This window comes from Actinoplanes sp. NPDC051411 (assembly GCF_040682075.1).
Taxonomy (GTDB): domain Bacteria; phylum Actinomycetota; class Actinomycetes; order Mycobacteriales; family Micromonosporaceae; genus Actinoplanes.
In genome coordinates this window covers 1-22,854 of record NZ_JBFBAD010000152.1, presented here as the reverse complement: position 1 = coordinate 22,854, position 22,854 = coordinate 1, and the positions used below count along the sequence as shown (strand labels likewise).

The following is a 22,854-nucleotide window of genomic DNA, read 5'->3' as shown; positions in this document are numbered from 1 at the left end:
CCGGCGCGGGGCGGCCGGACACTCCCCCGCCCCAAAACACTATTATTTTATCAGGAGCTCGGGCTGGTGTGGGTCAATACCCACCCCGGCCCGGCGCTTGCTAACCCTCGAACTCGCTGGCAACCGCGTGGACCAGTTGCGCGATCTTCTGTGCGGTCTTCTTGTCGGGGTAGCGACCGCGGGAAAGACCGGGCTGCACCTGAGACTCGAGCAGCTTGATCATGTCTTCGATCATGCCGTGCAGCTCTTCGGCCGGACGGCGGCGCAGCTCGGACAGGGACGGCGGTGCGTCGATCAGCTTGACGCCCATCGCCTGGGCGCCCTTGCGGCTGTCGACCACCCCGAACTCGACCCGCTGCCCCGTTTTCAGCTCGACGACCTCCGCCGGCAACGCGCCCTTGGGCAGGAACACGTCGCCGCCCTCATCGCTGGTGACGAACCCGAATCCCTTCGTCGCGTCGTACCACTTCACTCGACCCGTGGGCACCGGTGACCTCAACTTCACTCAATGGAAACAACCGCTCACGGCAAGGCTACTTAAGCGGTGGTCTAAGACCCAACTGCAATCTCGCGCAGCAGCGCGGGGAAACCGGTCAGGTCGGGCAGGACGTACGCCGCCCCGGCCGCCTTCAGCTCATCGGTCGTGCAGGGCCCGGTCGCGACGCCGATGCCGGGCACGCCAGCCGTACGCGCGGCGACCATGTCGCCCTCGTGATCGCCGACGAACCACCGCACACCGTGCTGGAGAATCGCCGATCCCTTGGCCGACGCGAACAGGTCACCGGCCACTTCGTCGGCGACCAGACCGAGGTGGTCGAGGTGCAGGTGGGCGAGCCGGCCCAGCTTCGACGTGACGATCACCACGCGGAGCCCGAGCGCGCGCACCGCGTCGAGCGCCTCGCGCGCGCCCGGCATGGGCACGCTCGGCTCGATCGCGAATTCCGCGTAGAGCTTCCGGTAGGTGGTCACCGCCTCCTCGACCTGGTCGGCCGGGAACCATTCGCCGATCTCCCGGCGCAGCGGCGGTCCCAGGCGGGAGACCGCCAGGTCGGCGTCGACGTGGACACCGGTCTGGGCGGTCAGCGCCTGGTAGGCGGCGCGAATCCCGGGCCGGGAGTCGATCAGGGTCATGTCCAGATCGAAACCGACCGCTCCGCTCACCAGTGAGACGACGGAACGTAGGTCACTCGGGTGGTCGGCAGCGGGAACGTCTGGTCGTCGCCGAACGGCGACGGCGCGGCGGCCCGGTCGGCCACGAGCTCGGCGACCGCCAGGTGGCCCTTGTCCGCCGCCTTGTCCAGCGCCCCGTCACGACGGGTGTTGGTCGGCGTCTTCTTGTCAACGGCCACGGAATTTCCCTTCACGAGTAAAGGCCGGCACTGAACAACAAGCACCGGCCGGACACCTCACTATCGTCCCATGGCCAGTAGCGTTGAGAACGATGGCCACCACATTCGCCGATCAGCTGCGGGCACTCACCGATGAGGCCCTGGGCGCGCTTGTCCAGTTGCGCCCCGACCTCGTCGTGCCCCTGCCCACGGACGTCTCCGCGCTGGCGGTGCGCGCCCAGTCCCGCGGCTCGGTTGCCCGCTGCCTGGACGGGCTCGACGAGTTCACCCTGCAGATCCTCGACGCGGCGCGGCTCAGCCGCGGCGCCGAAACTGCCGCGACCTCGGTCGGCGAGATTCTCGCGCTGGCGTCGGGCGCGGGCGCCGATGACGTACGCGTCGCGATCGACCGTCTCCGCGTCCGGTTCCTGCTGTACGGCCCCGATGACGCGCTCCAGGTCACCGGCGCGGTCGACGAGGTCACGTCGCCCTATCCGGCCCAGCTCGGGCGGCCGGCCGACTTTCTCGACCCTCAGACGGCCGCGCTCTGCGCCGACAAGGCGAAGCTCCGGCGTACGGTCCTGGCCGCACCGCCCGGTGCCCGGGCCGTCCTCGACCGTCTCGCCGCCGGGCCGCCGATCGGCGCGTTGAGCCGGGAGACGGTCGCCGAGCCGGTGCGCTGGCTGGTCGACCACCACGTGCTGGTACCGATCTCGGACGCCGGCCGGGCGCCGCGCGCCGACGGTGAGCTGGTCGAGCTGCCCCGCGAGGTCGGCATGCTCCTGCGCCGCGACACCGGCCCGCTGGGTGTGCTGCGGCCGTTCCCGCCGCTGCCCGACGGCCCGGCCCGCGAGCCGAAGTCGGTCGACTCGGCCGGCGCGGGGCAGGTCATGGAGGCGGTCCGCAGCACTGAGGCGCTGCTCGACGCGCTGGCCGCCGAGCCGGCCGCGATCCTGCGGGCGGGTGGTCTCGGCGTACGTGATCTGAAGCGGCTCGCCCGCGCGACCGGTCTCGACGAGCCGGCGGCCGCGCTGCTGCTCGAGGTGGCCTACGCCGCGGGCCTGGTCGGCGAGAGCGACGCGTCCGGCATCTCCCGCGCGGTCACGATCAGCCGGGCGGCCGGCGCGGTCGAGGAGATCTTCCTGCCCACCGGGGCCTTCGACCTGTGGCGGGCGCTCAGCATCGCGCACCGCTGGGAGACCCTGGTCCGCTCGTGGCTGGTGATGACCCGGCAGCCGGGCCTGATCGGCCAGCGGGACGAGCGGGACCGCCCGATCAACGCGCTCGCTCCCGAGGTCGAGCGTTCGGCCGCCCCGGAGGCGCGCCGCGACACCCTGCTCGTGCTGGCCGATCTGGCTCCCGGCACCTCGCCGCCGGCCGACGAGGTGCTCGGCCTGCTGGCCTGGCAGGCGCCGCGCCGGGCCCGGGGGCGGGAGGCGGCCCATCGCGACGCGCTGAGCGGGGCCGCCCTGCTCGGTGTCATCGCGCTGGGGGCGATCACCTCGTACGCCCGGTTGCTGCTCGAGGATCCCGATCAGGGGGAGAGCGACCCGCTGGGGATCCGCCGGGGCCGGGCCCATCCGGTCAGTGAGGCGATCCGGGTGCTCGACGCCCGGTTGCCGGCCCCGGTCGACCACGTGCTGGTGCAGGCCGATCTCTCGGTGGTGGTGCCCGGGCCGCCCGAGCCCGAGCTGGCGGCCGAGCTCGACGTGGTGGCCGAGCCCGAGTCGGCCGGCGGGGCGAGCGTGTTCCGGGTCACCGCGGCCAGCGTGCGCCGGGCCCTGGACGCCGGATATTCGGCCGCCGACCTGCACACGCTGTTCAAGCGGCGGTCGCGCACCCCGGTGCCGCAGGCGCTCAGCTACATGATCGACGACGCCGCCCGCAAGCACGGTGGCCTGCGGTCCGGTTCGGCCGGCTCCTATCTGCGCAGCGACGACGAGGCACTGATCGCCGAGGTGCTGACCGACAAGCGGCTGGCGAGCCTGAGCCTGCGGCAGCTCGCACCGACCGTTCTGGTCAGTCCGGCCCCGACGGCGAGGCTGCTGGGCGCGCTCCGGGACGCCGGTTTCGCCCCGGTCGCCGAGGATGCGGGCGGGGCGACCGTGCCGTCGCGCCCCAAGGTTCGGCGGGCCCCCACCCGTACGTCAATGGCGGCGCGAGTGGCCGATCAGGCCGGGCCGCCGATCCTGGCCGGACCCCGTCTGGCCGGGGTGGTCGAGCAGATCCGCCGCGGTGACATCGCCACCCGCGCCGCCCGCCGGGCCCCGGTCGCCGTGCGGGCGGCGAACGGGCACGGCGTCGCCGGGCTGTCCGCGGTGCAGCAGCATGGGCAGGCGATGGCCGTGCTGCAGCAGGCGGTGCGGGAGAAGGCCCGGGTCTGGGTGGGTTATGTCGATTCGCACGGCGCGACCCTGTCCCGGCTGGTCCGCCCGGTGTCGCTGAGCGCGGGCTATCTGCGGGCCGAGGACGAGCGCACGGAGACGCTGCACACGTTCGCCCTGCATCGCATCACGGCCGCTGTCCCGGAGGAGACGGAGTAGGCTCGAACGTCGGTTTCGCCAGGGAAGGGCGCATCACGTGAGCGACGGACCACTGATCGTGCAGTCGGACAAAACCCTTCTCCTCGAGGTCGACCACCCGGACGCGCAGGCGTGCCGGATGGCGATCGCGCCGTTCGCCGAGTTGGAGCGCTCGCCCGAGCACGTGCACACCTACCGGTTGACCCCGCTCGGTCTCTGGAACGCGCGGGCGGCCGGGCACGACGCCGAGGGTGTGGTCGACTCGCTGATCAAGTTCTCGCGTTACCCGGTGCCGCACGCGCTGCTGGTCGACGTGGCCGAGACGATGGACCGCTACGGCCGGCTGCAGCTGGTCAACGACCCGACGCACGGGCTGGTGCTGCGCGGCCTCGACAAGATCGTGCTGATCGAGGTGGCGAAGTCGAAGAAGCTGGCCGGCATGCTCGGTGACCGCATCGACGACGAGACCATCGCGGTGCACGCGTCCGAGCGGGGCCGGCTCAAGCAGGCGCTGCTCAAGCTGGGCTGGCCGGCCGAGGACCTCGCCGGTTACGTCGACGGCGAGGCGCACCCGATCGCCCTGGCCCAGGAGGGCTGGACGCTGCGCTCCTATCAGCAGGAGGCCGTCGACGGCTTCTGGGCGGGCGGCTCCGGCGTCGTCGTGCTCCCGTGTGGCGCGGGAAAGACGCTGGTCGGTGCCGCCGCGATGGCGACCGCGTCGGCCACCACGCTGATCCTGGTCACCAACACCGTGGCCGGCCGGCAGTGGAAGCGTGAGCTGGTCGCCCGCACCTCGCTGACCGAGGACGAGATCGGCGAATACTCGGGGGAGCGCAAGGAGATCCGCCCGGTCACCATCGCGACGTACCAGGTGCTGACCTCGCGCCGCGGCGGCGCGTTCACCCACCTCGACCTGTTCGGCGCCCGCGACTGGGGCCTGGTCATCTACGACGAGGTCCACCTGCTCCCGGCGCCGATCTTCCGTTTTACGGCCGACCTGCAGGCCCGGCGCCGGCTCGGCCTGACCGCGACTCTCGTCCGCGAGGACGGCCGCGAGGGTGACGTCTTCTCGCTGATCGGCCCCAAGCGCTACGACGCCCCGTGGAAGGACATCGAGGCCCAGGGCTGGATCGCCCCGGCCGAGTGCGTCGAGGTGCGGGTCACCCTGACCGACGCCGAGCGCATGGCGTACGCGGTGACCGAGGCCGAGGAGCGCTACCGGGTCGCCGCGACCGCCCGCACCAAGCTGCCGGTCGTGCGCGCCCTGGTCGACAAACACCCCGGCGAGCCGGTGCTGGTCATCGGCGGCTTCCTCGACCAGCTGCACGAGCTGGGCGAATATCTGGACGCCCCGATCGTGCAGGGCTCGACCACCAACAAGGAGCGGGAGCGGTTGTTCGACGCGTTCCGCGCCGGCGAACTGCGCACGTTGGTGCTGTCGAAGGTCGGCAACTTCTCGATCGACCTGCCCGAGGCGGCGGTGGCGATCCAGGTGTCGGGCACGTTCGGCTCGCGGCAGGAGGAGGCCCAGCGGCTCGGCCGGGTGCTGCGCCCGAAGGCCGACGGCCGCCAGGCCCACTTCTACACGGTGGTCTCGCGCGACACGATCGACACCGAGTACGCCGCGCACCGGCAGCGCTTCCTGGCCGAGCAGGGCTACGCCTACACGATCGTCGACGCCGACGACGTGCTCGGCCCGCCGCTCCCCCAGATCGACTAACGCTCGGCGGGCGCTGGGACGACGTGTACGCGCTGGGCCGGCTCGTCGTTCCGGGCCAGCGCGAAGAAGCCGAAGAACCCGCACACCACCAGCACGACCACGACGACCCCGGCCGCGACGGCGAGCGGAATCCAGTTCCGCTTCCGGGGCGGCGCGGGCCGGGGCGGGCGGGTGCCCGCTTCCTCGTACGCCGCGTTGGCCACCACCTCGGGGCTGCCCAGCTTCTCGAGCACCTCGATCAGCTCGCCCTCGGACCGGATGTCGCGTTCGGTGCGCTCGGTGGCGATGTGCGCGGCCAGGTCGGCCAGCAGTTCGCGCCGCTGCAGCACCGGCAGCCCGGTCAACCGCAGGTCGACCTCGTGCAGGTACTCCGCGACGACGTCGTCAGTGTTTTTGATCTTCATGCGACCTCACCGGTTCCCACGAGACGATCGACGGTCTGGCGAAACGAGACCCACTCGGAGCGGAAGTGCTCGAGGGCGGCCCGCCCGGCCGGGGTCAGGCCGTAGTAGCGCCGCGGTGGCCCGGAGGGCGACTCGGCCCACTTGCTGTCCAGCCAGCCGACGCGGCGCAGCCGGGACAGCAGCGGATAGATCGTGCCCTCGGAGGCGGCCAGGTTGGGCTCGTCGCCGAGCCGGCGCACGAGCTCGTTGCCGTAGCGGTCCTCGCCTTCGACCAGCGCGAGCACGCAGAACTCGAGAGTGCCCCGCCTCAGGCTGGTCGACAGCGGCGCTGCATCTGCCATGCCGCACACAGTACCTTGCGACGCAAGGTACAGTCCACAGCCGCGAGCGAAGAAGGCATCCGGGCCGGTCAGCGGCGGGACGGCACCGCCCGCAACGAGGTGCCGGTGGCAGTGGCGGTGGTCTTGGGCACCGCGGTGCCGGCACTCGGCATAACGGTGGCGGCGGCGCTCGGCACAGCGGTGGTAGCCCGACGGGGAGTGGCCGCGCTCTGCCCGGCGGAGGTCGCCTTGGCAGTGCCGGACGAGGCGGACGAGGCGGACGAGGCGGACTGGGCGGGCAAGGCGGAGTGGGCGGACGGGGCGGCCGAGGCGGGCGAGGCGGGCGCCGGCACCGAGGCCGCCGGGGCGATGGGCCGATCCGGGCGCACCGGATCGTCCGACCGGCGGAAGACCACAAAGATCAGCATCACGACCGCAACCGCGGCCAGACCGGCCGACAGGGGCCGCCACCAGCGCACCGGCAGGCCGCGACGTTCGCCGACCACCGGGCGCAGGTCCTGCGCGGTGACGGTGCGAGCCCGGGCCGCCAGCGCCCGGCGAACCCGCTCTTCCAGGTCGGCGTCGGTCATTTCTCCCCCAAGTAGCCCCGGAGCAGCGCCAGGGCCCGGTGCGCGGTCGATTTGACGGTTCCGGTGGAGACCCGCAACGTGTCGGCGATCTCCTGTTCGGACAGCTCCGACCAGTAGCGCAGCACCACCACCTGGCGTTGCCGGGTGGTCAGCCGCCGCAGCGCCCGGATCACGTCGCGGTCACCCTCGCCGAGCAGCGCCTCGTCCTCGGCCGCCGGCGCGGGGTCGCGCGACGGCGGCAGATAGGCCCGCGCGACCCGGCGGCGCCGCAGCACCGACCGGGCCGCGTTCATCACGCCGGCCGTCAGATAGGCGTTCGGGTCGGCCACCCCGTGCAGGGCGTCCCCGTGCCGGCGGTGCAGGCGGGCGAACACGTCCTGCACGATGTCCTCGGCCGTAGGAAGGTCGTCGACCATCAGCAGGGCGAGCCGCACCAGCCCCAGCCGGCGTTCCCGGAAGAGCGCGTCGAGTGCGGGCGCCACCGTCTCCGCGGGCATCGACAGGCGGGAGGGAGCCTGCCGCGCCCAGCGCAGCATCCACGGTGGCACCGGCAACTCGAAGATCACAAACGGCCCCGTTATCCGGTGACCGGGAGGGCACTCGCGGTCGTCATGGCACTCGGAACAGCGGTCGCCGCGGCCCTCGGAGCGGTGGCGGCGATGGTGCGGGGCACCGGCACGGCACTGGCAGTCACCTTGGCGGCCTGCGCGGGCCGGGCGGTCGTCTTGGCGGCCTGCGCGGGCGCGGCGGTCGTCTTGCCGGCCTGCGCGGGCGCGGCGGTCGTCTTGCCGGCCTGCGCGGGCGCGGCGGTCGAGGCGCTGGGCACCGCGTGCGGCGTCGAGGTGCCCGCGAACGCCGCCGCCGACAACCCTCCGCCGACGACGACCGCTATCGCTCCGACGGCGATGACCAGGCCACGGGTGGATCTGCGCATGAGTTCTCCTGCGTTCGAGGGAAGACTGTCGCAGGGAAAGACGCCTCAGCCCGAATCAGGTTGGCTGTCCAGCTGTGATCCACCCCACAGCTAGACCGGCAGCTCCGGACCCGCCTCCAACAGCCCCTCAAGGAGGTCACCGTGGTGTTCGACGCGATCAAGAACCTCAGTCGCGGTGAACTGGCGCGCCTCGGCCGCCCCGGTCCCGATCGCCTCGACCTCGTCCCAGGTCAGCGGCGTCGACGCGGTCGGCCGCTCCTGCGCCCGCAACGAATAGGGCGTCACCGTCGTCTTCGCGGCCGCGTTCTGACTCCAGTCGATGAAAATCTTGCCCGGCCGGACGGCCTTGGCCATCTTCGCGGTGATCCCGCTGGGGACTTTCGCCGCCAGCTCCTCGGCCACCTTTTTCGCGTACGCGGTGACAAGCTCCGAATCCTGCGCCCCCGAGATCGGGCAGCACAGCTGCATGCCCTTCTTCCCGGACGTCTTCGGATAGGCCACGATGCCGTCGTCGTCCAACCGGTCCCGCATCAGCACCGCGACCGCGCAGCACTCCCGTAGCCCGGCCGGCGCGCCCGGATCGAGGTCGACCACGAGCAGATCCGGGTCGGCGTCGATCTTCCACTGCGGGGTGTGCAGCTCCAGCGCGGCCAGGTTGGCCAGCCAGACCAGGGTCGCCAGGTCGTCGACGACCACGAAGTCGATCGTCTCCCGGCTCTTGGTCGAGCCGGGCACGGGCAGCGTGGCCAGGCGTACCCAGGACGGCGTGCCACCGGGCTTGTTCTTCTCGAAGAAGTGGATGCCGTCGACGCCGTTGGGGAAGCGGATGCGGGTCACCGCGCGTCCGGCCAGGTGGGGCAGCATCACCGGGGCGATCCGGGTGTAGTAGTCGATCACTTCGCCCTTGGTGAACCCGGCCACCGGGTAGAGAACCTTGTCGAGGTTGGACAGCTCGAGGTCCCGGCCGTCGATCGCGACCGCGAAGCGCTCAGGAGCCATGCTCTTCCTCCTCGTACGCACACTCCTCCGGCGTCTTGTCGTCACGCAACCGCAGGAACCGGGGAAAGCGCAAGCGCCCGTCCGGGGTCCGGTTGCCGTAACGCACCTCGACGACGAGCGAAGGGGTTACCCAGTGGGCGCCGCGGGAATCCTCGCGCGGCACCGCGCCGTCGGCGAACGGCGAGCTCCGGGCGGCCAGCGGCTCCAGCCTCGACAGGAGTTCCTTCTCGGCGGCCGCCCCGATGCCGCCGCCGACCCGCCCGCGGAACGCCAGCCCGTCCGGGGTCGGCACGCCGATCAGCAGGCCGCCCAGTTTGCGGGCGCCGCTGCGCCAGCCGCCGATCACGTAGTCGCCGGTCCGGTCGAACTTGACCTTGACCCAGTCGGCCGACCGGGTGCCGGGCAGATAGACCGAGTCGTTGCGCTTGGCGACCACGCCCTCGAGGCTGTTCTCGCGGGCCGCGTCGGCGGTCGCCGGCCCGTCGCCGAACGACGGCGGCACCATCCACCGCGGTCCGGCCAGGCCGAGCTCCTCCAGCCGCTCCCGGCGGGCCAGGTAGGGCAGGCCGGTGTAGTCGTCGCCGTCGTGATAGAGCAGGTCAAAGATCATGTAGGTGACCGGGGCGGTCACCGCCAGCCGGGCCGCCCGGTTACGGTCCCGCACGTGCATGCGCTCGGCGAGGGCGGTGAAGGACGGCCGCCCGGCCGCGTCGAGCACCACCATCTCGCCGTCGAGCAGGGTGCCCTCGGGCAGGTGCAGGTCGGCGATCTCCGGGTATGCGGCAGTGACCACGGCACCGGAGCGCGCGAAGAGCTCGGGTGGACCTCCGGCGAACAATGCGAGGACGCGTACCCCGTCCCACTTGAACTCGAAGCTCCACTCCGGCCCGGCCGGCAGCGCACCGGCGGTGGCGAGCATCGGAGACAGCGGCGCACCGGGCACCTGATCACCATAGGCAGGACCGAACACCTTACGCAGGCGTCTCAGTAATGCCATCCTGATCAGGGAAAACTAACTTTGGGTTAGGAGACTAAGCATGCGGGCGATCTGGAAAGGCGCGGTTTCCTTCGGCCTGGTGTCCATCGCCGTCAAGCTCTACTCCGCGACCGAGGAGAAGGACATCCGCTTTCACCAGGTGCATCGCACCGACGGAGGCCGGATCAAATACCAGCGCACGTGCTCGATCGACGGCGAGGTCGTGAGCTTCGATGACATCGCCAAGGGCTACGACGTCGGCGGCGGCGAGATGGTCATCCTGACCGACGAGGACTTCGCCGAGCTGCCGCTGAGCACCTCGCGGGCGATCGACGTGCTCGAGTTCGTGCCGGCCGACCAGATCGACCCGATCCTGTTCGCGAAGTCCTATTACCTCGAGCCGGAGGGCCAGGCCGCCAAGCCGTACGTCCTGCTGCGCGACGCCCTGCAGGACGCCGACCGCGTCGCGATCGTCAAGATCGCCATCCGCCAGCGGGAGCAGCTGGCCACCCTGCGCGTCCGCGACGACGTGCTGGTGCTCAACACCATGCTCTGGCCCGACGAGGTGCGCACCCCCGACTTCGGCTTCCTCGACGACGACATCGAGACCCGGCCGGCCGAACTGGCGATGGCGAGCTCACTGATCGACTCGATGGCGGGCAGCTTCAAGGCCGACGAGTTCACCGACAACTACCGGACCGCGCTGCAGGAGGTCATCGACGCCAAGGTCGAGGGCCGCGAGGTGGTGCAGCCGGAGGAGACCGAGGAGGCGCCGGCCGCTGCGGTCGACCTGATGGCGGCCCTCAAGGCGTCGGTCGAGCGGGCGAAGAAGGCGCGGGGCGAGGCTCCCGAAAAACGCGCGGCCGAGGTCGAGGCGCCCACCCCGATCAAGAAGACGGCGGCCAAGAAAGCGCCCGCCAAGAAGGCGGCCCCGGCGAAGAAGGCCGCTCCGGCGAAAAAAGTGGCCAAGAAATCGGCCTGACCGGAACTGGCTAGAGTTGCCCCGTGGCATTGACGTGGGCAGAGTCTTACCTCGGCAAGGTGCGGGCCAGTGTCGGCGACACCGACACCATCCTCTTCGTCGGAGCGCGGGGCGTGCTCTTCGACGACCAGAACCGCCTGCTGATGATCCAGCGCTCCGACAACCGGCACTGGGCGATCCCGGCCGGGGCGATGGAGCTCGGCGAGAGCATGCAGGAGTGCGCGATCCGCGAGGTGTGGGAGGAGACCGGGCTCCGGGCGACCTCGCTCACCCCGTTCGCGTTCTACAGCGCCTATCAATACACGAACGACTACGGGCACTCCTACCAGCAGATCCTGATGTCGTTCCGGATCCACACCTGGGAGGGTGAGCTCCAGCGCCAGACCGACGAGTCGGTCGACGCCGGCTGGTTCCCGCTCGACGCGCTGCCCAACAACTCGTTCGTGGTCCAGGAGACGCTGGCCGACCTGGCGAAGTTCGAGTCCACCGGACAGCTAGTGCTGAAGTAGTGCGACTGCTCAAACAGCTCGGGGTCGACCTGACCCCGCTGCGTACCTCCCGTGACTTCCGCCTGGTCTTCCTCGGCGGCACCGTGTCGGGCTTCGGGTCGTTCATCACCTACGTCACGATCCCGTTCCAGGTCGCCGAGCTCACCGGCGATCCCCTGGCGGTCGGCCTGCTCGGCCTCTGCGAGCTGGTGCCGCTGTTGGTCATGGCGTTCGTCGGCGGCGCCCTGGCCGACTACGTCGACCGGCGCCTGCTCGTGCGGGGCGGCGAGTTCGCGCTCACCGCCCTGACCGGCGTGCTGCTGGTCAACGCGCTGGCCGGCTCGCCGCACCTCTGGCTGCTCTACGTCATCGCCGCGCTCACCGCCTGCATCGACGGCGTGCAGCGACCGGCCCTCGAGGCGATGATCCCCCGCATCGTCACGCCCGAGGAGCTGCCGGGCACGATGGCCCTGCGCTCCCTCGGCTACAGCGTGGCCCAGCTCCTCGGCCCGGCCTCGGCCGGCCTCCTGCTGTCGGCGTTCGGGCTGGCCTGGGCGTACGCGTTCGACCTGGCCACCTTCGCGTTCTCGCTGATCTGCCTGACCCTGGTCCGGGCCGTCCCGCCGCCCCCGTCGGCCGACCGCCCGTCGGTCCGCTCGGTGATCACCGGCGTGCGGTACGCCGGCTCCCGCCCCGAACTGCTCGGCACCTACCTGGTCGACATCAACGCGATGTTCTTCGGCATGCCCCAGGCCCTCTACCCGTTCCTGGCGACCCATCTCGGCGGCCCCAAGGTGCTGGGCCTGCTCTACGCCGCGCCGGCGGCCGGCGACATGCTCGCGACCCTGTTCTCCGGCTGGACCGCGCGCGTCCAGCGGCACGGCCTGATGGTCCTGCTGGCCGCCTTCTTCTGGGGCCTCGGCATCGTCGGCGTGGGCCTCTCCCACCTGCTCTGGCTGACCCTGCTCTGCCTGGCCTTCGCGGGCGCGGCCGACTTCGTCTCCGGCATCTTCCGCGACATCATCTGGAACCAGACCATCCCCGATCACCTGCGCGGACGCCTGGCCGGCATCGAACTTCTCTCCTACACGACCGGCCCGCTGCTGGGTCAGCTCCGCTCGGGCACGATGGCCCGCACCCGCCTCGGCGTCGGCGGCTCGATCTGGGTCGGCGGCGCCCTCTGCATCGCCGGCACGATCGCGCTCGGGGCAGCGCTCCCCCGCTTCTTCCGCTATACCGGTGAGGAAGGCCAGGCGATCAAGCGAGCCGCCGACGAGGCCCGGCTGCAGATCGAAGGAGTCCGATGAACTGGGCAAGCGCGTTGATCGACGACCAACTCGGCTTCTACTGGAACTACAGCCTCTGGCCCCGCCTGGAGGGCCTGACCGACGAGGAATACCTCTGGGAGCCGGTCGCCGACTGCTGGTCGGTCCGCCCCGACGAGCACGGCGCCATGCGCATCGACGGCCACGGCGTCTGGCCGCACCCGGCGCCGCCGCCCTTCACCACGCTGGCCTGGCGCATCGTGCACATCGCGGTCGGCGTCTTCTACACGCGGGCGAGCACGTTCTTCGGCGACGGCAGCGTGCCCGCCGACGCCGACATGGCCGACCCGCGGCATTACCCCGAGCGGCTGCCGGCCAACGCCGCCGAGGCGGTCGGGCTGCTCGAAAAGACCTACCGCTGGTGGACCGACGGTGTGCGCGAGATGACCGACGAGCGGTTGCTCGAGCCGCTGGGCCCCCGCGGCGGGTTCTACGCCGACCAGTCGATGGCCCAGCTCGTGCTCCACCTCAACCGCGAAACGATGCACCACGGCGGCGAGATCGGCACGCTCCGCGACCTCTACCGCTCCCGCGCGACCGCCCGCTGGTCGTCCTAGATCGACCTCGCGGCCGTCACACGCCTCCGAGCAGGCGGACGGCGGCGTGGATGCCCGAGCTCCGCAGCACCCGGGCCATCGACAGCTCGCCGCGGCAGAACGCCTGAAAGGCCCGCCACCCCAGCGGCGTCGCCATCGACGCGTGCACCAGGTTGGGATGCCGCACATAAACCCCGAGCAGACGGCGCCCGGCGGTCATCTCCGGCCTGAGCTCCTGCTCAACCTTTTTCCCGTACGCGGTGAGCTCGCCCCCACCCGCAGCGACCTCTCCCGCCCACGTCCCGGACCGCAGCGCGTAGCTGATGCCCTCCCGGGTCCACGGCTCGAGCAGCCCGGCCGCGTCGCCGACGACCATGACCCGGCCCTTGACCAGGGGCGAGTCGGGGTGCCGGCAGCGGGTCAGGTGGCCCGAGTCGCGCAGCACCTTGCGGTCGGCCAGCCCGAGCCGGGCCACGAAGTCCTGCAGGTACTGCTTGGTCTCCGCCCCGTGCCCCTTGGCCATGATCACGCCGACGGTCAGTTCGTCGTCCTTCGGGAAAACCCAGCCATATGCCCCCGGGTACGGCCCCCAGTCGAGCAGCACCCGGCCCCGCCACTGCGCGCGATCCTTCTCCTCGGCCGCCAACTCGACCTCGAGGCCCAGGTCCTGCTGCTGGAACGTGACGCCGACGTGGCGCGAGGTGATGCCGGCCGACCCGTCGGCCCCGATCACGACGCGGGCGGTGATCGGGCTGCCGTCGCTCAACGTGACGGTCGCCGCGCTTTCGTCCTGGGAGATCGCGCGTACCTGTGCGTTTTGCCGCACGGTGGCACCCAGCGCGACCACCGCCTGATACCAGGCGTGGTCGAAGTCGTCCCGGCGCACCATGGTCAGGATCGGACGTGCGCCGCCACTCCGGGTGAGCGCAAGGCGTCCGTTGCGGGTGAAGGTGATCCGGTCGATGCGGTCGCGGGCCGGCACCTCGATGCGCGGGCCGGCGATTCCGAGCGAGGTACCGATCAGGCCCCCGCCGCAGGTCTTGTAACGGGGGTGCTCGGCGCGTTCGAGCACGATCGTGCGGGCTCCGGCCGAGGCGGCGGCGTGGGCCGCGGCCAATCCGGCGGGGCCGGCACCGACCACCGCGACATCCCAGGGCTGCTCGATCACGCCGGGGATTCTAGCCAGTCCAGTTGTGTACGCTCGTACACATGAACATGCGCGACCGCATGCTGGCCGGCGAGCTGTACATCGCCGACGACCCCGAACTGGCCCGCGACGCCCGCCGGGCGATGTCGCTGACCCACCGGCTCAACACCGCCGACCCGACCGACGACGCCCTGCGCCGGGCGCTGCTGACCGAGCTGCTGGGCGCGTTCGGCGAGGGCAGCGAGATCCGGCCGCCGTTCCGCTGCGACTACGGCTACCAGACGTTCGTCGGCGCCCGCACGTTCGCCAACTTCGGCCTGATCAGCCTCGACGTGGCGACCGTGACGATCGGCGACGACGTGCAGATCGGCCCCAACGTGCAGCTGCTCACCGCCCTGCACCCGGTCGCCGCCGCCCCCAGACTCGAGAAGTGGGAAGCCGCCAAGCCGATCCGAATCGGCCACAACGCCTGGCTCGGCGGTGGCGCCATCATCCTCCCCGGCATCACCATCGGCGACGACACCGTGGTCGGCGCCGGCGCCGTGGTCACGCGCGACCTGCCGCCGGGCGTGGTCGCGGTCGGCAACCCGGCGCGCATCATCCGCAAGGTCGAGCCGTGACCGCCGTTCCCGCGCGGTCGCCGCGGCGCTATGACCCCGAGCGCAAGAGCCGGATCATCGACGCGGCGATCGACGTGATCGCCGACCACGGCGTCGCCGGTACCACCAGCCGGCGCATCGCGGCCGCCGCCGACGTGCCGCTCGGCTCCCTGACCTACCACTTCACCACCCTGGAAGACCTGCTCACGCAGGCCTTCCAGCGCTTCGCCGAGACGATCTCCCCGCGCTACGAGGCGCGGTTCGACGACGTACGCGACCTGACCGGCTTCGTCGACGCCGTGACCTCCCTGATCAGCGCCGACGCCGACGTGGACCCCCGGGAGTGGACCGTGTCGTACGAGCTCTATCTGGCCGCCCTGCGCAACCCGGCCCTGCGCAGCGTGACCGAGTCGTGGATGCGCCGGTCACGCGCCGTGCTGGAACGCTTCGTCGACCCGGTGACCGCCCGGGGCGTCGACGCGCTGATCGAGGGCCTGGTGATGCACATGACGCTTTCCACGACGACCTTCAGTCGCGCGGAAACCCGTACGATAATCGCCCGTTTCGTGGGAATCCCGGCGTGACCACCGCGGTCGGCGCCGAGCCGAGCGTCCGCGCGGCGAACCGCGGAGTCTACGCGGCCTTCATCGTGCTGGGTTTCGCCGGTTCGAGCTGGGCGGCCCGCATCCCGCAGGTCCGCGACGGTCTCGGTCTCAGCCCGGGCCGCCTCGGCCTGGTCCTGCTCGCCATCGCGGCCGGCTCGGTGGTCTCGCTGCCACTGGCCGGCCAGATCGTCGCCCACTTCGGCTCGCGCCGCACGATCACCGCGATGTCCGTGCTCCTCATGGTCGGCCTGGGCGGCGCGGCGATCGGCTACCGGTACGGCGTGGCCCCGGTCTGGATCGGCCTGTTCCTGTTCGGCTTCGCCAACGGCGCCTGGGACGTCTCGATGAACGTGCAGGGTGCGCTGGTCGAGCGACGGCTGGGCAAGCCGGTGATGCCCCGCTTCCACGCCGGCTTCAGCGTCGGCACCGTCGCCGGCGCGCTGACCGGCGCCGCCGCGGTCGCCCTGCACGCCCCGGTCACCGGCCACCTGCTGGTCTGCGCCGTCCTGTCCGCCGGCGTGGCGATCGTCGGCGTCCGCGCGTTCCTGCCCAACGAGACCGGCGTCCCCGAGCCGGTCGTTCCGGAACTCGCCCACCCGCCGCGGGTGTCCCGCCTGTCCCAGGCGCTGGCACCGTGGCGGGAGTCGCGCACCCTGCTGATCGGCGTGTTCGTGCTGGCCCTGGCGTTCACCGAGGGCACCGGCATCGACTGGGTGAGCGTGGCCGTGATCGACGACTACGGCGCTCCGGCGGTGGTCGGCACGCTCGCCTTCGCCGTCTTCCTGTCCGCGATGACCGTCGGCCGCTGGTACGGCCCGGGCCTGCTCGACCGCTTCGGCCGGGTCCCGGTGCTGCGGGCCCTGGCCGTGGTCGCCCTGCTCGGCCTGCTGCTGTTCGTGTTCGGGCCGGCCACCCCGTTCGCCTTCGCGGGCGTGCTGCTCTGGGGAATCGGCGGCTCGCTGGGCTTCCCGGTCGGCATGAGCGCCGCCGCCGACGATCCGGCCCACGCCGCGCCCCGGGTGAGCACGGTCGCGTCGATCGGCTACCTGGCCTTCCTCGGCGGCCCACCGTTGATCGGCTTCCTGGGCGACCACGTGACCGTCCAGCACGGCCTCCTCGCCGTAGCCGCCCTCCTGGCCCTGGCCGTCGTCCTGGCGGGCGCACTCCGCCCACTTCCCGAGGCCGGCTGACGACGCGGCCGTCCCCAAGCCCGAAAGCACAGCCGTCCCCGAATGCCCGGCCTCCCGCAAAGCCCAGCCACATGCAAAGCGCGGCGGATGATCAGGAGCGGCGGGGCCAGGGTGCCCACTGCACGGCCGCGGCGAAGCCGCAGCGGCGGGCGTTGCGGGCGGCCTGGGAGGACATCAGCCCTTCGTGGGCGGCCTTGAAGCCATCACCGATCAGCCGGGTCTCGAACCACGAGCCGCTCACGCCGCGCCGGACCCGTTCCCACAGGCCACCCTCGATCATGGCTTTGGTCTGAACTCGCAGCTCATCGACCAGTTGACCTGGGTCCTCGGCGCAGTCGGCGCACGCGCACCCGGGCAGGCTCTGCGTCCACCACCTCCCGAGCCGCACCCGCAGGCCCGGGAGGCCGGTGAACGCGATCGCCAGCGGTGCCGCCGCCGGCGTACGGGGAATGAGCCGAACCGTCCGCACGAGCGCTTCGTCGGGCCCGAGCAGCTCTTTGGTCTCGCGGCGTTCGACCATGTATCGCTCGGCCAGTTCGTCCAGCAGGGCGTCGGCCGCGTCATGCAGCACGGCGAAACGCTCCGTGTCGGTGGTGTGCGGGTAATCCCTCACCAGCGCAGTATGCCGCGCTCGGCCCGCGGCATCCCAGCTGATCGGCCGAAACCGACCCCATCAGAAATCGAAGTCGCCTTCCCGGGCGCCGGTGAGGAAGTGGTCCCATTCCTCCTGGGTGAACTTCAGCGGCCCGGACAGCGGGGCCTTCGAGTCCCGCACCAGGATCTGATCGCCGTCCCGCGCGACCTCGACGCATGCTCCATTGGCACAACGTCTAGCTTTTTGCCAGCGCAGCTTTCCCGTCGGCTCGATCATGTCTAGCACCTCCCTAACGTTCCTCGGATCCACGTTAAGGGACGAGCCGGACACTCGGCAGAAGTCGGCATGAGTGAAGAGGGTGGGACGAACTATTCATCCCTCATTGAAGGCAAAATGGCTGCCGTTTTATCGCCATAAGAGGCATTTGTCGCAGTTTCTAGGCGCAGCGGCGCCTGTGGCACCTATTCGGTGCCGGAGGATCCGCCCTGCATCCGGAACTGTCACCGAATTCGGTAGCACTTCGGGATGCAGGGCGGCACCACACTTTAAAGCGTGGTCCACACATTTGGAAGAACGGTGCGGACTACTTTCAGAAAAGGAATTCGCCGGCTGCGACACCCTCGGTGAACGCAACCCATTCCGCCTCGGTGAACGCGAGCGCGGACACCTCCGGATTCTTCGAGTCACGGACCAGGTACTGCCCGTCGACCTTGGCTACTTCCACGCACGCGTTGCTGCCGCAGCGGGTGCTCTTGCGCCAGGCAATGCTGTTGTTGTCGATCATGTTGTCCAAGCCTCTCCACACAAGTCAGGTCCGCAGTCCCCGCGAGCAGAACTGCGGACCCCTCACGAAAGTTACTCAGGGTTCTTCCGGCGCTCGATCAACGCCTCGAGATCTGATATGCGCCCGCGCATGAAGTCGATTGTGTCTTCTTCGGTGTAGGCATCGTTCCAGATTTTGTCGAATCGAGCGTGGTGCCGCCGGGTGGTGGTGCGGTCCTCGATGATCTCGTCGGTGACGCCGACCTCCCGGTAGAGCACTTCGCTGCCCTCGTCGGCCATGTCCAGGGACAGGAGGTCGAAGGTGGCGTTGTTGGTCACGGAGGCCACGAAGTCGAAGGGCACCATCCGGACCTTGATCAACCCATCGGCGGCCAGCCGATGCATCTCTCGCAGTTGGCCGAGGAAAACGTCGGGGCCGCCGAGCGGGCGGCGGAAAACGGATTCGTCGAGCAATGCGAAGATCTTGAGTTCCCCGAGACGGGAGAGTACGACCTCGCGCCGCAGACGACGCGACTCCGCGCGATAGTGGCGCTGCTCCTCGGAGAGGTCCTCGTCGTCGAAGGACTCGAGATTGGCGTGCGCGTATTCGGGCGTCTGCAGCGGGCCGGGCATGTAGAAGACGGACCAATACCAAATGGCCTCGGCTTCCGCCTCGTATTCGATCTGCTGCCGCATCGCGTACGTGAGGTGCTCGCGGTATTCCGGCCGCTGATACCACGCCTGGCGCTGGCGGGTCCGGGCGATTTTGGCGATCGCCATCAACTCGTTGACGACGGCCCGGTCCTTGATGCCGATAAAGGTCAGCAAAGGGCGAAGATCGTTGGGAGCGATGGTGTTGTCGCCGGCCTCGATGCGAATGACCTTGCTGAGGGACCACTCCATCTGCTCAGCAACCTCTTGCTGAGTTTTTCCAGCGCGCTCTCTCGCGTCACGCAGAGCCAGGCGTAAACGCCGGCGCGCGACGGCGGGCGAGACTTCCTCGGCCATAGGAACTTCGTCGGTCCTTCGTCGGTGAAGAAATCTTCGTCAACGTGCCACCTCGCTGACTGCGATACGGCAACCAGCGAGGTCGCGCGTCATGCTACCCACTGTCCTATCAAAACGACGAACCGGGCGGCGGGGTATTCGCCAAAACGAGACGTGTCACGTTCCACTGTCCGTCGGTGACCACTCACGCCGCCGCCATCCGCTGGTAGCCACGAGCCCTCCGGTCGCCCTCGATGGCACGCCGCAGAGCCCTGGTTACCTGGTTGAACGTTCTGATCTCGAGTGTCGTGTAGAGAACCACCTCGCGCGACTGATAGGCCGCGCGAAGCTCCCACTGATGAACGCTACGCCTGCCCAAAGTAGCCAGAATCACCGCGGCGGCCGCCGCGCCGACGAGCACCAGCCGGCCGCCAATAGTGTGAACGAAGAGCCATCCGGGCGCCACGATCATGGCCGCCGCGGCCACCGCCGCCAGCGCGGTGATCATGCGGGGACTGCCCACATCGCGCTGGACGAGGCGTACGTCCTTCAGGTCGCCGATGATGAAGGCCCGCAGAGGATCGGTCCTCCAGATGAAGTGGTTCTCGGTAACGAGAGCGTCAGGACCGTCGTAGTAAGTGCGCAAGACGTACTCCCTCCCCGTCGCCTGAGTCCCGTGAGGAAGGACGTAACTAGAGAGAATTCCCGCCTCACGCTCGATCGACGTGCCGATTCGGGGGGCGGCAGAGGCGACAAGGCACCCGGTTGCCGCCGGGTGCCTGTGCTCCTTTGTGTGGTGAAGCTCCGCCCTTGTGGGCTCAGTGAAGCATGGCCACCATCCAGATCGCCATACCTCAAGGTGCCATGTTGCACATTGCGAGCATCCTGGTTGGCGCGGGCGTCGGTGCGGATGACGAACTTCGCGGCTGCGCACCTTGCGGGCCAGTGGCCTGCGCGACAGTATGGGCCGCAGAGAGAATTCCCTGCCTCGCTCGCGCCGGGTGTTGCCGCCCCGGCCACGGTGTCCAGAGGCACTAACGGCACCCGGTTGCCGCCGGGTGCCGTTGCGTTTTCGCTTGCCTCTGCCGTTTCCACTCGAGCGGCCGTTCGGCTCGAGCGGTTTGTTACTCAGAGCCCAGCCCTAACTGCTCTACTCACAAGTAGACCACGCGATGAGGCACTCCGCTACGCGACAACCTGACACGTTGCAGATTGCGTACATGCCGAGTGACCGGGCGAGCGACGCGTCACTATGGGCGGGTCGCGGCGTTTTATCGATGTAGAGGCCGGGTAGGCCTGATATCGCAAAGAGCCACGACAAACCTGTGATAGGCAGGTGGGAAGGCAGAACCCGCATGGAGAGCAGACTCCGCATCGCGGGCCAAGCGGTGCAACCCATCCTGGTGGCATTCCCTCTGGGCCTGTTCGTGATGGCCGGGATTTTCGACGTCGCCGACCTGTCCGGAGGACCCGCCATCCTGGGTTCCCTCGGCTACTGGAACGTGGTCGCCGGCCTGATCGCCGGCGGCTTGGCCGTACTGGCCGGGGCCATTGACCTGATCTTCGTACGGCGTCCGCTGGCCAAGCGGATCGGCGTGCTGCGGGTCCTGCTCAACATGGCCACGCTGATCCTGTTCGCGGTCATCCTGATGGTCCGCGTGGGCGAGCCCGAACGGCAGGTCGGCGTGGGCCTGTTCCTGGTCGAGCTGCTGGCGATCGGGGTCGCCGGCTTCGGCGCCTGGTTCGCCGGCGCGCTGGCCAGCGGCCGCACGCCGGCCTTCGCCCGGGCCGCGGTCGAGCACCGGGGCTACTGAGAGGTCGAGCACCAGGGCCACCGACACGCCAAAAGGCCCGCTGAACTCGGTGTCTACCGAGCTCAGCGGGCCTTTTGCTCTGGAGCCGCCTGACGGAATCGAACCGTCGACCTACGCATTACGAGTGCGTCGCTCTAGCCGACTGAGCTAAGGCGGCAACGATGAGCAAGTGTACGGCATGGCCGGGTGGGATCTCTCGAGGGTTCCGCCCGCGGCGTCCCGTGTCGCTGGCATCCAACCTGTCGGAGGGCCCGGCTAAGGTGCCTCGGGTGAGTGACGATCAACGATCTCTTCGGCACGGCGGGCCGCCCCGGCCGCGCACCATGGACCCGCGGGAGCTGGGGTTCACCCCGCAGAAGCCGGTGCCCTGGCTGGCGCCGCTCCAGCTGATCCGCACCGGTCTGCAGACGCTGGGCGCCCTGCTCTTCGGGGCCTACCTCGACAAGCGCGAGCTGCAGAACTCGCTCGACGGCAACTGGTTCGACCACTCCCGCACCGCCGACGGGGAGATCTGGTTCGACTTCGTGGCCGACCTCGGCGACGGGTTCCACTCGACCTATTCGGTGGCGCACGCGCTGGCGCTGCCCGAGCTCGAGATCGAGGGCGGCGAGCGGCTCCCGCGTGGCCGGCTGCTGCTGATGGGCGGCGACGAGACGTACCCGGTGGCCAGCGGCGACAACTACGAAGACCGCACCAAGGGCCCCTACCGCGCGGCACTGCCCGAGGCGCCCGCCGACTCACCTCAGCCGGTGCTGTTCGCGCTCCCCGGAAACCACGACTGGTATGACGGCTTGACCGCCTTCCTGCGGCTGTTCGCGCGCCGGAAGGACGGGCACATCGGCGGGTGGCGCACCGAGCAGCGACGGTCCTACTTCGCGGTCCGGCTGCCCGCCGACTGGTGGCTGTTCGCGATCGACGAGCAGTTCGAGGCGTACATCGACGATCCGCAGCTGCTCTATTTCGAGAAGGCGGCGCGCGAGGTCAAGCCGGGCGACCGCGTGATTTTGATGACGCCATCGCCGAAGTGGGTCAAGGCGGCCGACCACCCCGAGGTCTACGACGCGATCGACTACTTCATCCGCATAATTCTCGAGCCGCGCGGAGCCGACGTGCGGGTGCTGGTCTCGGGCGATCTGCACCACTACGCCCGCTACCACAGGGCCGACCGCGAGCTGCTGACCTGCGGGGGCGGCGGGGCCTACCTGTTGGCCACCCACCAGTTGCCCAAGCAGCTGACGGTGCCGGCCGAGGGCACGCTGACCCGCAGCCGCAGTGAGAGCAAGAAATACGACCTGGTGTCGCGCTTCCCGGACGAGGCGACCTCGCGGCGCATGAGCTGGGGCGTGTTCCGGCGCGTGCCGACCCGCAACCCCGGCTTCGCCACCATGCTGGGCATCATCCAGACACTGACCATGCTGGCCATGGCCGGCGCGGCCAGCCAGAGCGGCAGCATCCAGCGCCTGTTCAGCATCCCGCTGGTCATCATGCTGGCGCTCATCATGGGCGGCACGATCCTGTTCGCCCAGCCGCCGAAGTCGAGCGCGCCGAAGCACGTCCGCCATTGGATCCTCGGCGTCCTCAACGGCGCCGCCCAGATCGGGCTGGCGGCGCTGGGCGCCTGGGCCTGGATCCACCTGCCGCCGCACAACTGGGTCTGGCCGGGCCCGCTGGTCGTGGCCGCGGTGGTCTACGGGCCGATCATCGGGTTCCTGTCGACCCAGCTGATGGCGCTCTACCTTCTGATCGCCGGCCTGTGGTTCGACGTGAACGTCAACGAGCTGTTCGCCGGGCAGGGCATCGAAGACGCCAAGAGCTTCCTGCGCATGCACATCGCGACCGACGGCACGCTGACGATCCATCCGCTCGGCATCGACAAGATCTGCCGCAAGTGGGTGGCCGATCCGGACGCGGAACCGCATATGCCCTGGCTGCGGCCGGAAGAGCCATACACCGTCCGGCGAATCGAGCGGCCCATCGTCGTACCCCCGGCGCCGGCGGCCTCGCCCGCCGCCGCGAACACCGCTGCGGCCA

27 protein-coding genes and 1 tRNA gene are annotated in these 22,854 nt (G+C 70.1%); 11 read left to right on the top strand and 17 right to left on the bottom strand.

The genetic code is table 11. The features are described 5' to 3' along the window. Nucleotides 1-100: 100 nt before the first annotated feature. The 3 genes from AB0M88_RS46075 to AB0M88_RS46065 all read right to left on the bottom strand — a co-directional run bounded on the left by AB0M88_RS46075 (nt 101) and on the right by AB0M88_RS46065 (nt 1,349). Nucleotides 101-487, bottom strand: coding sequence for a cold shock domain-containing protein (locus AB0M88_RS46075; protein ID WP_364113350.1), 387 nt, complete (start codon nt 485-487; stop codon nt 101-103). A gap of 62 nt (nt 488-549) precedes the next feature. After that, nucleotides 550-1,161: an HAD family hydrolase gene (locus AB0M88_RS46070; RefSeq protein WP_364113348.1), complete on the bottom strand. Its 612-nt coding sequence runs from the start codon at nt 1,159-1,161 to the stop codon at nt 550-552. Further along, nucleotides 1,158-1,349: a hypothetical protein gene (locus AB0M88_RS46065; protein WP_364113346.1), complete on the bottom strand. Its 192-nt coding sequence runs from the start codon at nt 1,347-1,349 to the stop codon at nt 1,158-1,160. The genes AB0M88_RS46070 and AB0M88_RS46065 overlap by 4 nt, the downstream gene beginning before the upstream one ends. A gap of 92 nt (nt 1,350-1,441) precedes the next feature. On the opposite strand from AB0M88_RS46065, the gene AB0M88_RS46060 reads away from it, so the two are divergent. Then, nucleotides 1,442-3,871, top strand: a complete 2,430-nt coding sequence (locus tag AB0M88_RS46060) for a helicase-associated domain-containing protein (RefSeq protein ID WP_364113344.1) — start codon at nt 1,442-1,444, stop codon at nt 3,869-3,871. A gap of 37 nt (nt 3,872-3,908) precedes the next feature. Next, nucleotides 3,909-5,570 carry a DNA repair helicase XPB gene (locus AB0M88_RS46055; protein WP_364113342.1) on the top strand — a complete coding sequence of 554 codons (1,662 nt, stop codon included), beginning with the start codon at nt 3,909-3,911 and terminating at the stop codon, nt 5,568-5,570. Here the strand turns inward: AB0M88_RS46055 and AB0M88_RS46050 are convergent. The 7 genes from AB0M88_RS46050 to ligD (AB0M88_RS46020) form a co-directional block, all read right to left on the bottom strand. Next, nucleotides 5,567-5,974 (bottom strand): hypothetical protein, encoded by a 408-nt coding sequence (locus AB0M88_RS46050; RefSeq protein WP_364113340.1) that lies wholly within the window; start codon nt 5,972-5,974, stop codon nt 5,567-5,569. The genes AB0M88_RS46055 and AB0M88_RS46050 overlap by 4 nt on opposite strands. After that, the gene (locus AB0M88_RS46045; protein WP_364113338.1) at nt 5,971-6,315 is read right to left on the bottom strand and encodes a PadR family transcriptional regulator; all 345 of its coding nucleotides are present in this window, start codon (nt 6,313-6,315) and stop codon (nt 5,971-5,973) included. The genes AB0M88_RS46050 and AB0M88_RS46045 overlap by 4 nt, the downstream gene beginning before the upstream one ends. 68 nt (nt 6,316-6,383) lie before the next feature. Then, nucleotides 6,384-6,884, bottom strand: a complete 501-nt coding sequence (locus AB0M88_RS46040; protein WP_364113336.1) for a hypothetical protein — start codon at nt 6,882-6,884, stop codon at nt 6,384-6,386. Continuing rightward, a complete protein-coding gene (locus AB0M88_RS46035) occupies nt 6,881-7,450 on the bottom strand; it encodes a sigma-70 family RNA polymerase sigma factor (protein WP_364113334.1) in 570 nt (189 codons plus the stop codon). Before AB0M88_RS46035 ends, AB0M88_RS46040 begins: the two co-directional genes overlap by 4 nt. 11 nt (nt 7,451-7,461) lie before the next feature. After that, a complete protein-coding gene (locus AB0M88_RS46030; RefSeq protein WP_364113332.1) occupies nt 7,462-7,818 on the bottom strand; it encodes a hypothetical protein in 357 nt (118 codons plus the stop codon). Nucleotides 7,819-7,908: 90 nt separating this feature from the next. After that, on the bottom strand, nt 7,909-8,817 hold the full coding sequence (gene ligD, locus AB0M88_RS46025) for a non-homologous end-joining DNA ligase (protein WP_364113330.1): 909 nt from the start codon (nt 8,815-8,817) through the stop codon (nt 7,909-7,911). Further along, nucleotides 8,807-9,760, bottom strand: coding sequence for a non-homologous end-joining DNA ligase (ligD, locus tag AB0M88_RS46020; RefSeq protein WP_364113328.1), 954 nt, complete (start codon nt 9,758-9,760; stop codon nt 8,807-8,809). The genes ligD (AB0M88_RS46025) and ligD (AB0M88_RS46020) overlap by 11 nt, the downstream gene beginning before the upstream one ends. A 94-nt stretch (nt 9,761-9,854) precedes the next feature. Here ligD (AB0M88_RS46020) and AB0M88_RS46015 point away from each other — a divergent pair, with 94 nt between their 5' ends. Genes AB0M88_RS46015 through AB0M88_RS46000 form a run of 4 tightly spaced genes read left to right on the top strand, consistent with a single transcriptional unit; the run spans nt 9,855 to nt 13,145 of the window. Continuing rightward, nucleotides 9,855-10,775 (top strand): Ku protein, encoded by a 921-nt coding sequence (locus AB0M88_RS46015; RefSeq protein ID WP_364113326.1) that lies wholly within the window; start codon nt 9,855-9,857, stop codon nt 10,773-10,775. Nucleotides 10,776-10,798: 23 nt separating this feature from the next. Then, nucleotides 10,799-11,284, top strand: a complete 486-nt coding sequence (locus AB0M88_RS46010) for an NUDIX domain-containing protein (RefSeq protein WP_364113324.1) — start codon at nt 10,799-10,801, stop codon at nt 11,282-11,284. Then, nucleotides 11,284-12,570: an MFS transporter gene (locus tag AB0M88_RS46005; protein ID WP_364113322.1), complete on the top strand. Its 1,287-nt coding sequence runs from the start codon at nt 11,284-11,286 to the stop codon at nt 12,568-12,570. The genes AB0M88_RS46010 and AB0M88_RS46005 overlap by 1 nt, the downstream gene beginning before the upstream one ends. Then, a complete protein-coding gene (locus AB0M88_RS46000) occupies nt 12,567-13,145 on the top strand; it encodes a DinB family protein (protein ID WP_364113320.1) in 579 nt (192 codons plus the stop codon). Before AB0M88_RS46005 ends, AB0M88_RS46000 begins: the two co-directional genes overlap by 4 nt. Nucleotides 13,146-13,161: 16 nt before the next feature. Here the strand turns inward: AB0M88_RS46000 and AB0M88_RS45995 are convergent, their stop codons facing one another. After that, the gene (locus AB0M88_RS45995) at nt 13,162-14,292 is read right to left on the bottom strand and encodes a geranylgeranyl reductase family protein (protein ID WP_364113318.1); all 1,131 of its coding nucleotides are present in this window, start codon (nt 14,290-14,292) and stop codon (nt 13,162-13,164) included. A gap of 41 nt (nt 14,293-14,333) precedes the next feature. Here AB0M88_RS45995 and AB0M88_RS45990 point away from each other — a divergent pair, with 41 nt between their 5' ends. From AB0M88_RS45990 to AB0M88_RS45980, 3 genes are read left to right on the top strand one after another with little or no spacing between them, the layout of a single operon-like run. Continuing rightward, entirely contained in the window at nt 14,334-14,891 is a 558-nt protein-coding gene (locus AB0M88_RS45990; RefSeq protein ID WP_364113316.1) for a sugar O-acetyltransferase, read from the top strand. Further along, entirely contained in the window at nt 14,888-15,454 is a 567-nt protein-coding gene (locus AB0M88_RS45985; protein ID WP_364113314.1) for a TetR family transcriptional regulator, read from the top strand. The genes AB0M88_RS45990 and AB0M88_RS45985 overlap by 4 nt, the downstream gene beginning before the upstream one ends. Continuing rightward, nucleotides 15,451-16,665 carry an MFS transporter gene (locus tag AB0M88_RS45980; RefSeq protein WP_364113312.1) on the top strand — a complete coding sequence of 405 codons (1,215 nt, stop codon included), beginning with the start codon at nt 15,451-15,453 and terminating at the stop codon, nt 16,663-16,665. Before AB0M88_RS45985 ends, AB0M88_RS45980 begins: the two co-directional genes overlap by 4 nt. Before the next feature lie 91 nt (nt 16,666-16,756). Here AB0M88_RS45980 and AB0M88_RS45975 read toward each other — a convergent pair whose 3' ends face one another. The 5 genes from AB0M88_RS45975 to AB0M88_RS45955 form a co-directional block, all read right to left on the bottom strand. Further along, nucleotides 16,757-17,320: a DUF6226 family protein gene (locus tag AB0M88_RS45975; RefSeq protein WP_364113354.1), complete on the bottom strand. Its 564-nt coding sequence runs from the start codon at nt 17,318-17,320 to the stop codon at nt 16,757-16,759. A gap of 18 nt (nt 17,321-17,338) precedes the next feature. Further along, complete coding sequence (locus AB0M88_RS45970; protein WP_364113310.1) at nt 17,339-17,536, bottom strand: DUF397 domain-containing protein; 198 nt, start codon at nt 17,534-17,536, stop codon at nt 17,339-17,341. Between the two features lie 313 nt (nt 17,537-17,849). Then, nucleotides 17,850-18,044 (bottom strand): DUF397 domain-containing protein, encoded by a 195-nt coding sequence (locus AB0M88_RS45965; RefSeq protein ID WP_364113308.1) that lies wholly within the window; start codon nt 18,042-18,044, stop codon nt 17,850-17,852. Between the two features lie 71 nt (nt 18,045-18,115). Next, a complete protein-coding gene (locus AB0M88_RS45960; protein ID WP_364113306.1) occupies nt 18,116-19,030 on the bottom strand; it encodes a helix-turn-helix transcriptional regulator in 915 nt (304 codons plus the stop codon). A gap of 184 nt (nt 19,031-19,214) precedes the next feature. Then, nucleotides 19,215-19,655 carry a DUF6232 family protein gene (locus AB0M88_RS45955; RefSeq protein ID WP_364113304.1) on the bottom strand — a complete coding sequence of 147 codons (441 nt, stop codon included), beginning with the start codon at nt 19,653-19,655 and terminating at the stop codon, nt 19,215-19,217. Nucleotides 19,656-20,364: 709 nt separating this feature from the next. Between AB0M88_RS45955 and AB0M88_RS45950 the strand changes: the two genes are divergently transcribed. Next, entirely contained in the window at nt 20,365-20,823 is a 459-nt protein-coding gene (locus AB0M88_RS45950; RefSeq protein WP_364113302.1) for a DUF2231 domain-containing protein, read from the top strand. Between the two features lie 80 nt (nt 20,824-20,903). Here AB0M88_RS45950 and AB0M88_RS45945 read toward each other — a convergent pair. Next, nucleotides 20,904-20,980: transfer RNA gene (locus AB0M88_RS45945), tRNA-Thr, on the bottom strand. A 166-nt stretch (nt 20,981-21,146) separates the two neighbouring features. Between AB0M88_RS45945 and AB0M88_RS45940 the strand changes: the two genes are divergently transcribed. After that, nucleotides 21,147-22,854 (top strand): metallophosphoesterase (locus AB0M88_RS45940; RefSeq protein ID WP_364113352.1); only part of this gene is annotated, 1,708 nt, incomplete at its 3' end.

Excerpts from the sequence above, each read along its gene's own strand:
- AB0M88_RS46060 (WP_364113344.1), top strand. The coding sequence starts at position 1,442 with ATGGCCACCACATTCGCCGATCAGCTGCGGGCACTCACCGATGAGGCC.
- AB0M88_RS46050 (WP_364113340.1), bottom strand. The coding sequence starts at position 5,974 with ATGAAGATCAAAAACACTGACGACGTCGTCGCGGAGTACCTGCACGAG.
- AB0M88_RS46045 (WP_364113338.1), bottom strand. The coding sequence starts at position 6,315 with ATGGCAGATGCAGCGCCGCTGTCGACCAGCCTGAGGCGGGGCACTCTC.
- AB0M88_RS46040 (WP_364113336.1), bottom strand. The coding sequence starts at position 6,884 with ATGACCGACGCCGACCTGGAAGAGCGGGTTCGCCGGGCGCTGGCGGCC.
- AB0M88_RS46030 (WP_364113332.1), bottom strand. The coding sequence starts at position 7,818 with ATGCGCAGATCCACCCGTGGCCTGGTCATCGCCGTCGGAGCGATAGCG.
- ligD (WP_364113330.1), bottom strand. The coding sequence starts at position 8,817 with ATGGCTCCTGAGCGCTTCGCGGTCGCGATCGACGGCCGGGACCTCGAG.
- AB0M88_RS46015 (WP_364113326.1), top strand. The coding sequence starts at position 9,855 with ATGCGGGCGATCTGGAAAGGCGCGGTTTCCTTCGGCCTGGTGTCCATC.
- AB0M88_RS46000 (WP_364113320.1), top strand. The coding sequence starts at position 12,567 with ATGAACTGGGCAAGCGCGTTGATCGACGACCAACTCGGCTTCTACTGG.
- AB0M88_RS45990 (WP_364113316.1), top strand. The coding sequence starts at position 14,334 with ATGAACATGCGCGACCGCATGCTGGCCGGCGAGCTGTACATCGCCGAC.
- AB0M88_RS45970 (WP_364113310.1), bottom strand. The coding sequence starts at position 17,536 with ATGATCGAGCCGACGGGAAAGCTGCGCTGGCAAAAAGCTAGACGTTGT.
- AB0M88_RS45965 (WP_364113308.1), bottom strand. The coding sequence starts at position 18,044 with ATGATCGACAACAACAGCATTGCCTGGCGCAAGAGCACCCGCTGCGGC.
- AB0M88_RS45960 (WP_364113306.1), bottom strand. The coding sequence starts at position 19,030 with ATGGCCGAGGAAGTCTCGCCCGCCGTCGCGCGCCGGCGTTTACGCCTG.
- AB0M88_RS45950 (WP_364113302.1), top strand. The coding sequence starts at position 20,365 with ATGGAGAGCAGACTCCGCATCGCGGGCCAAGCGGTGCAACCCATCCTG.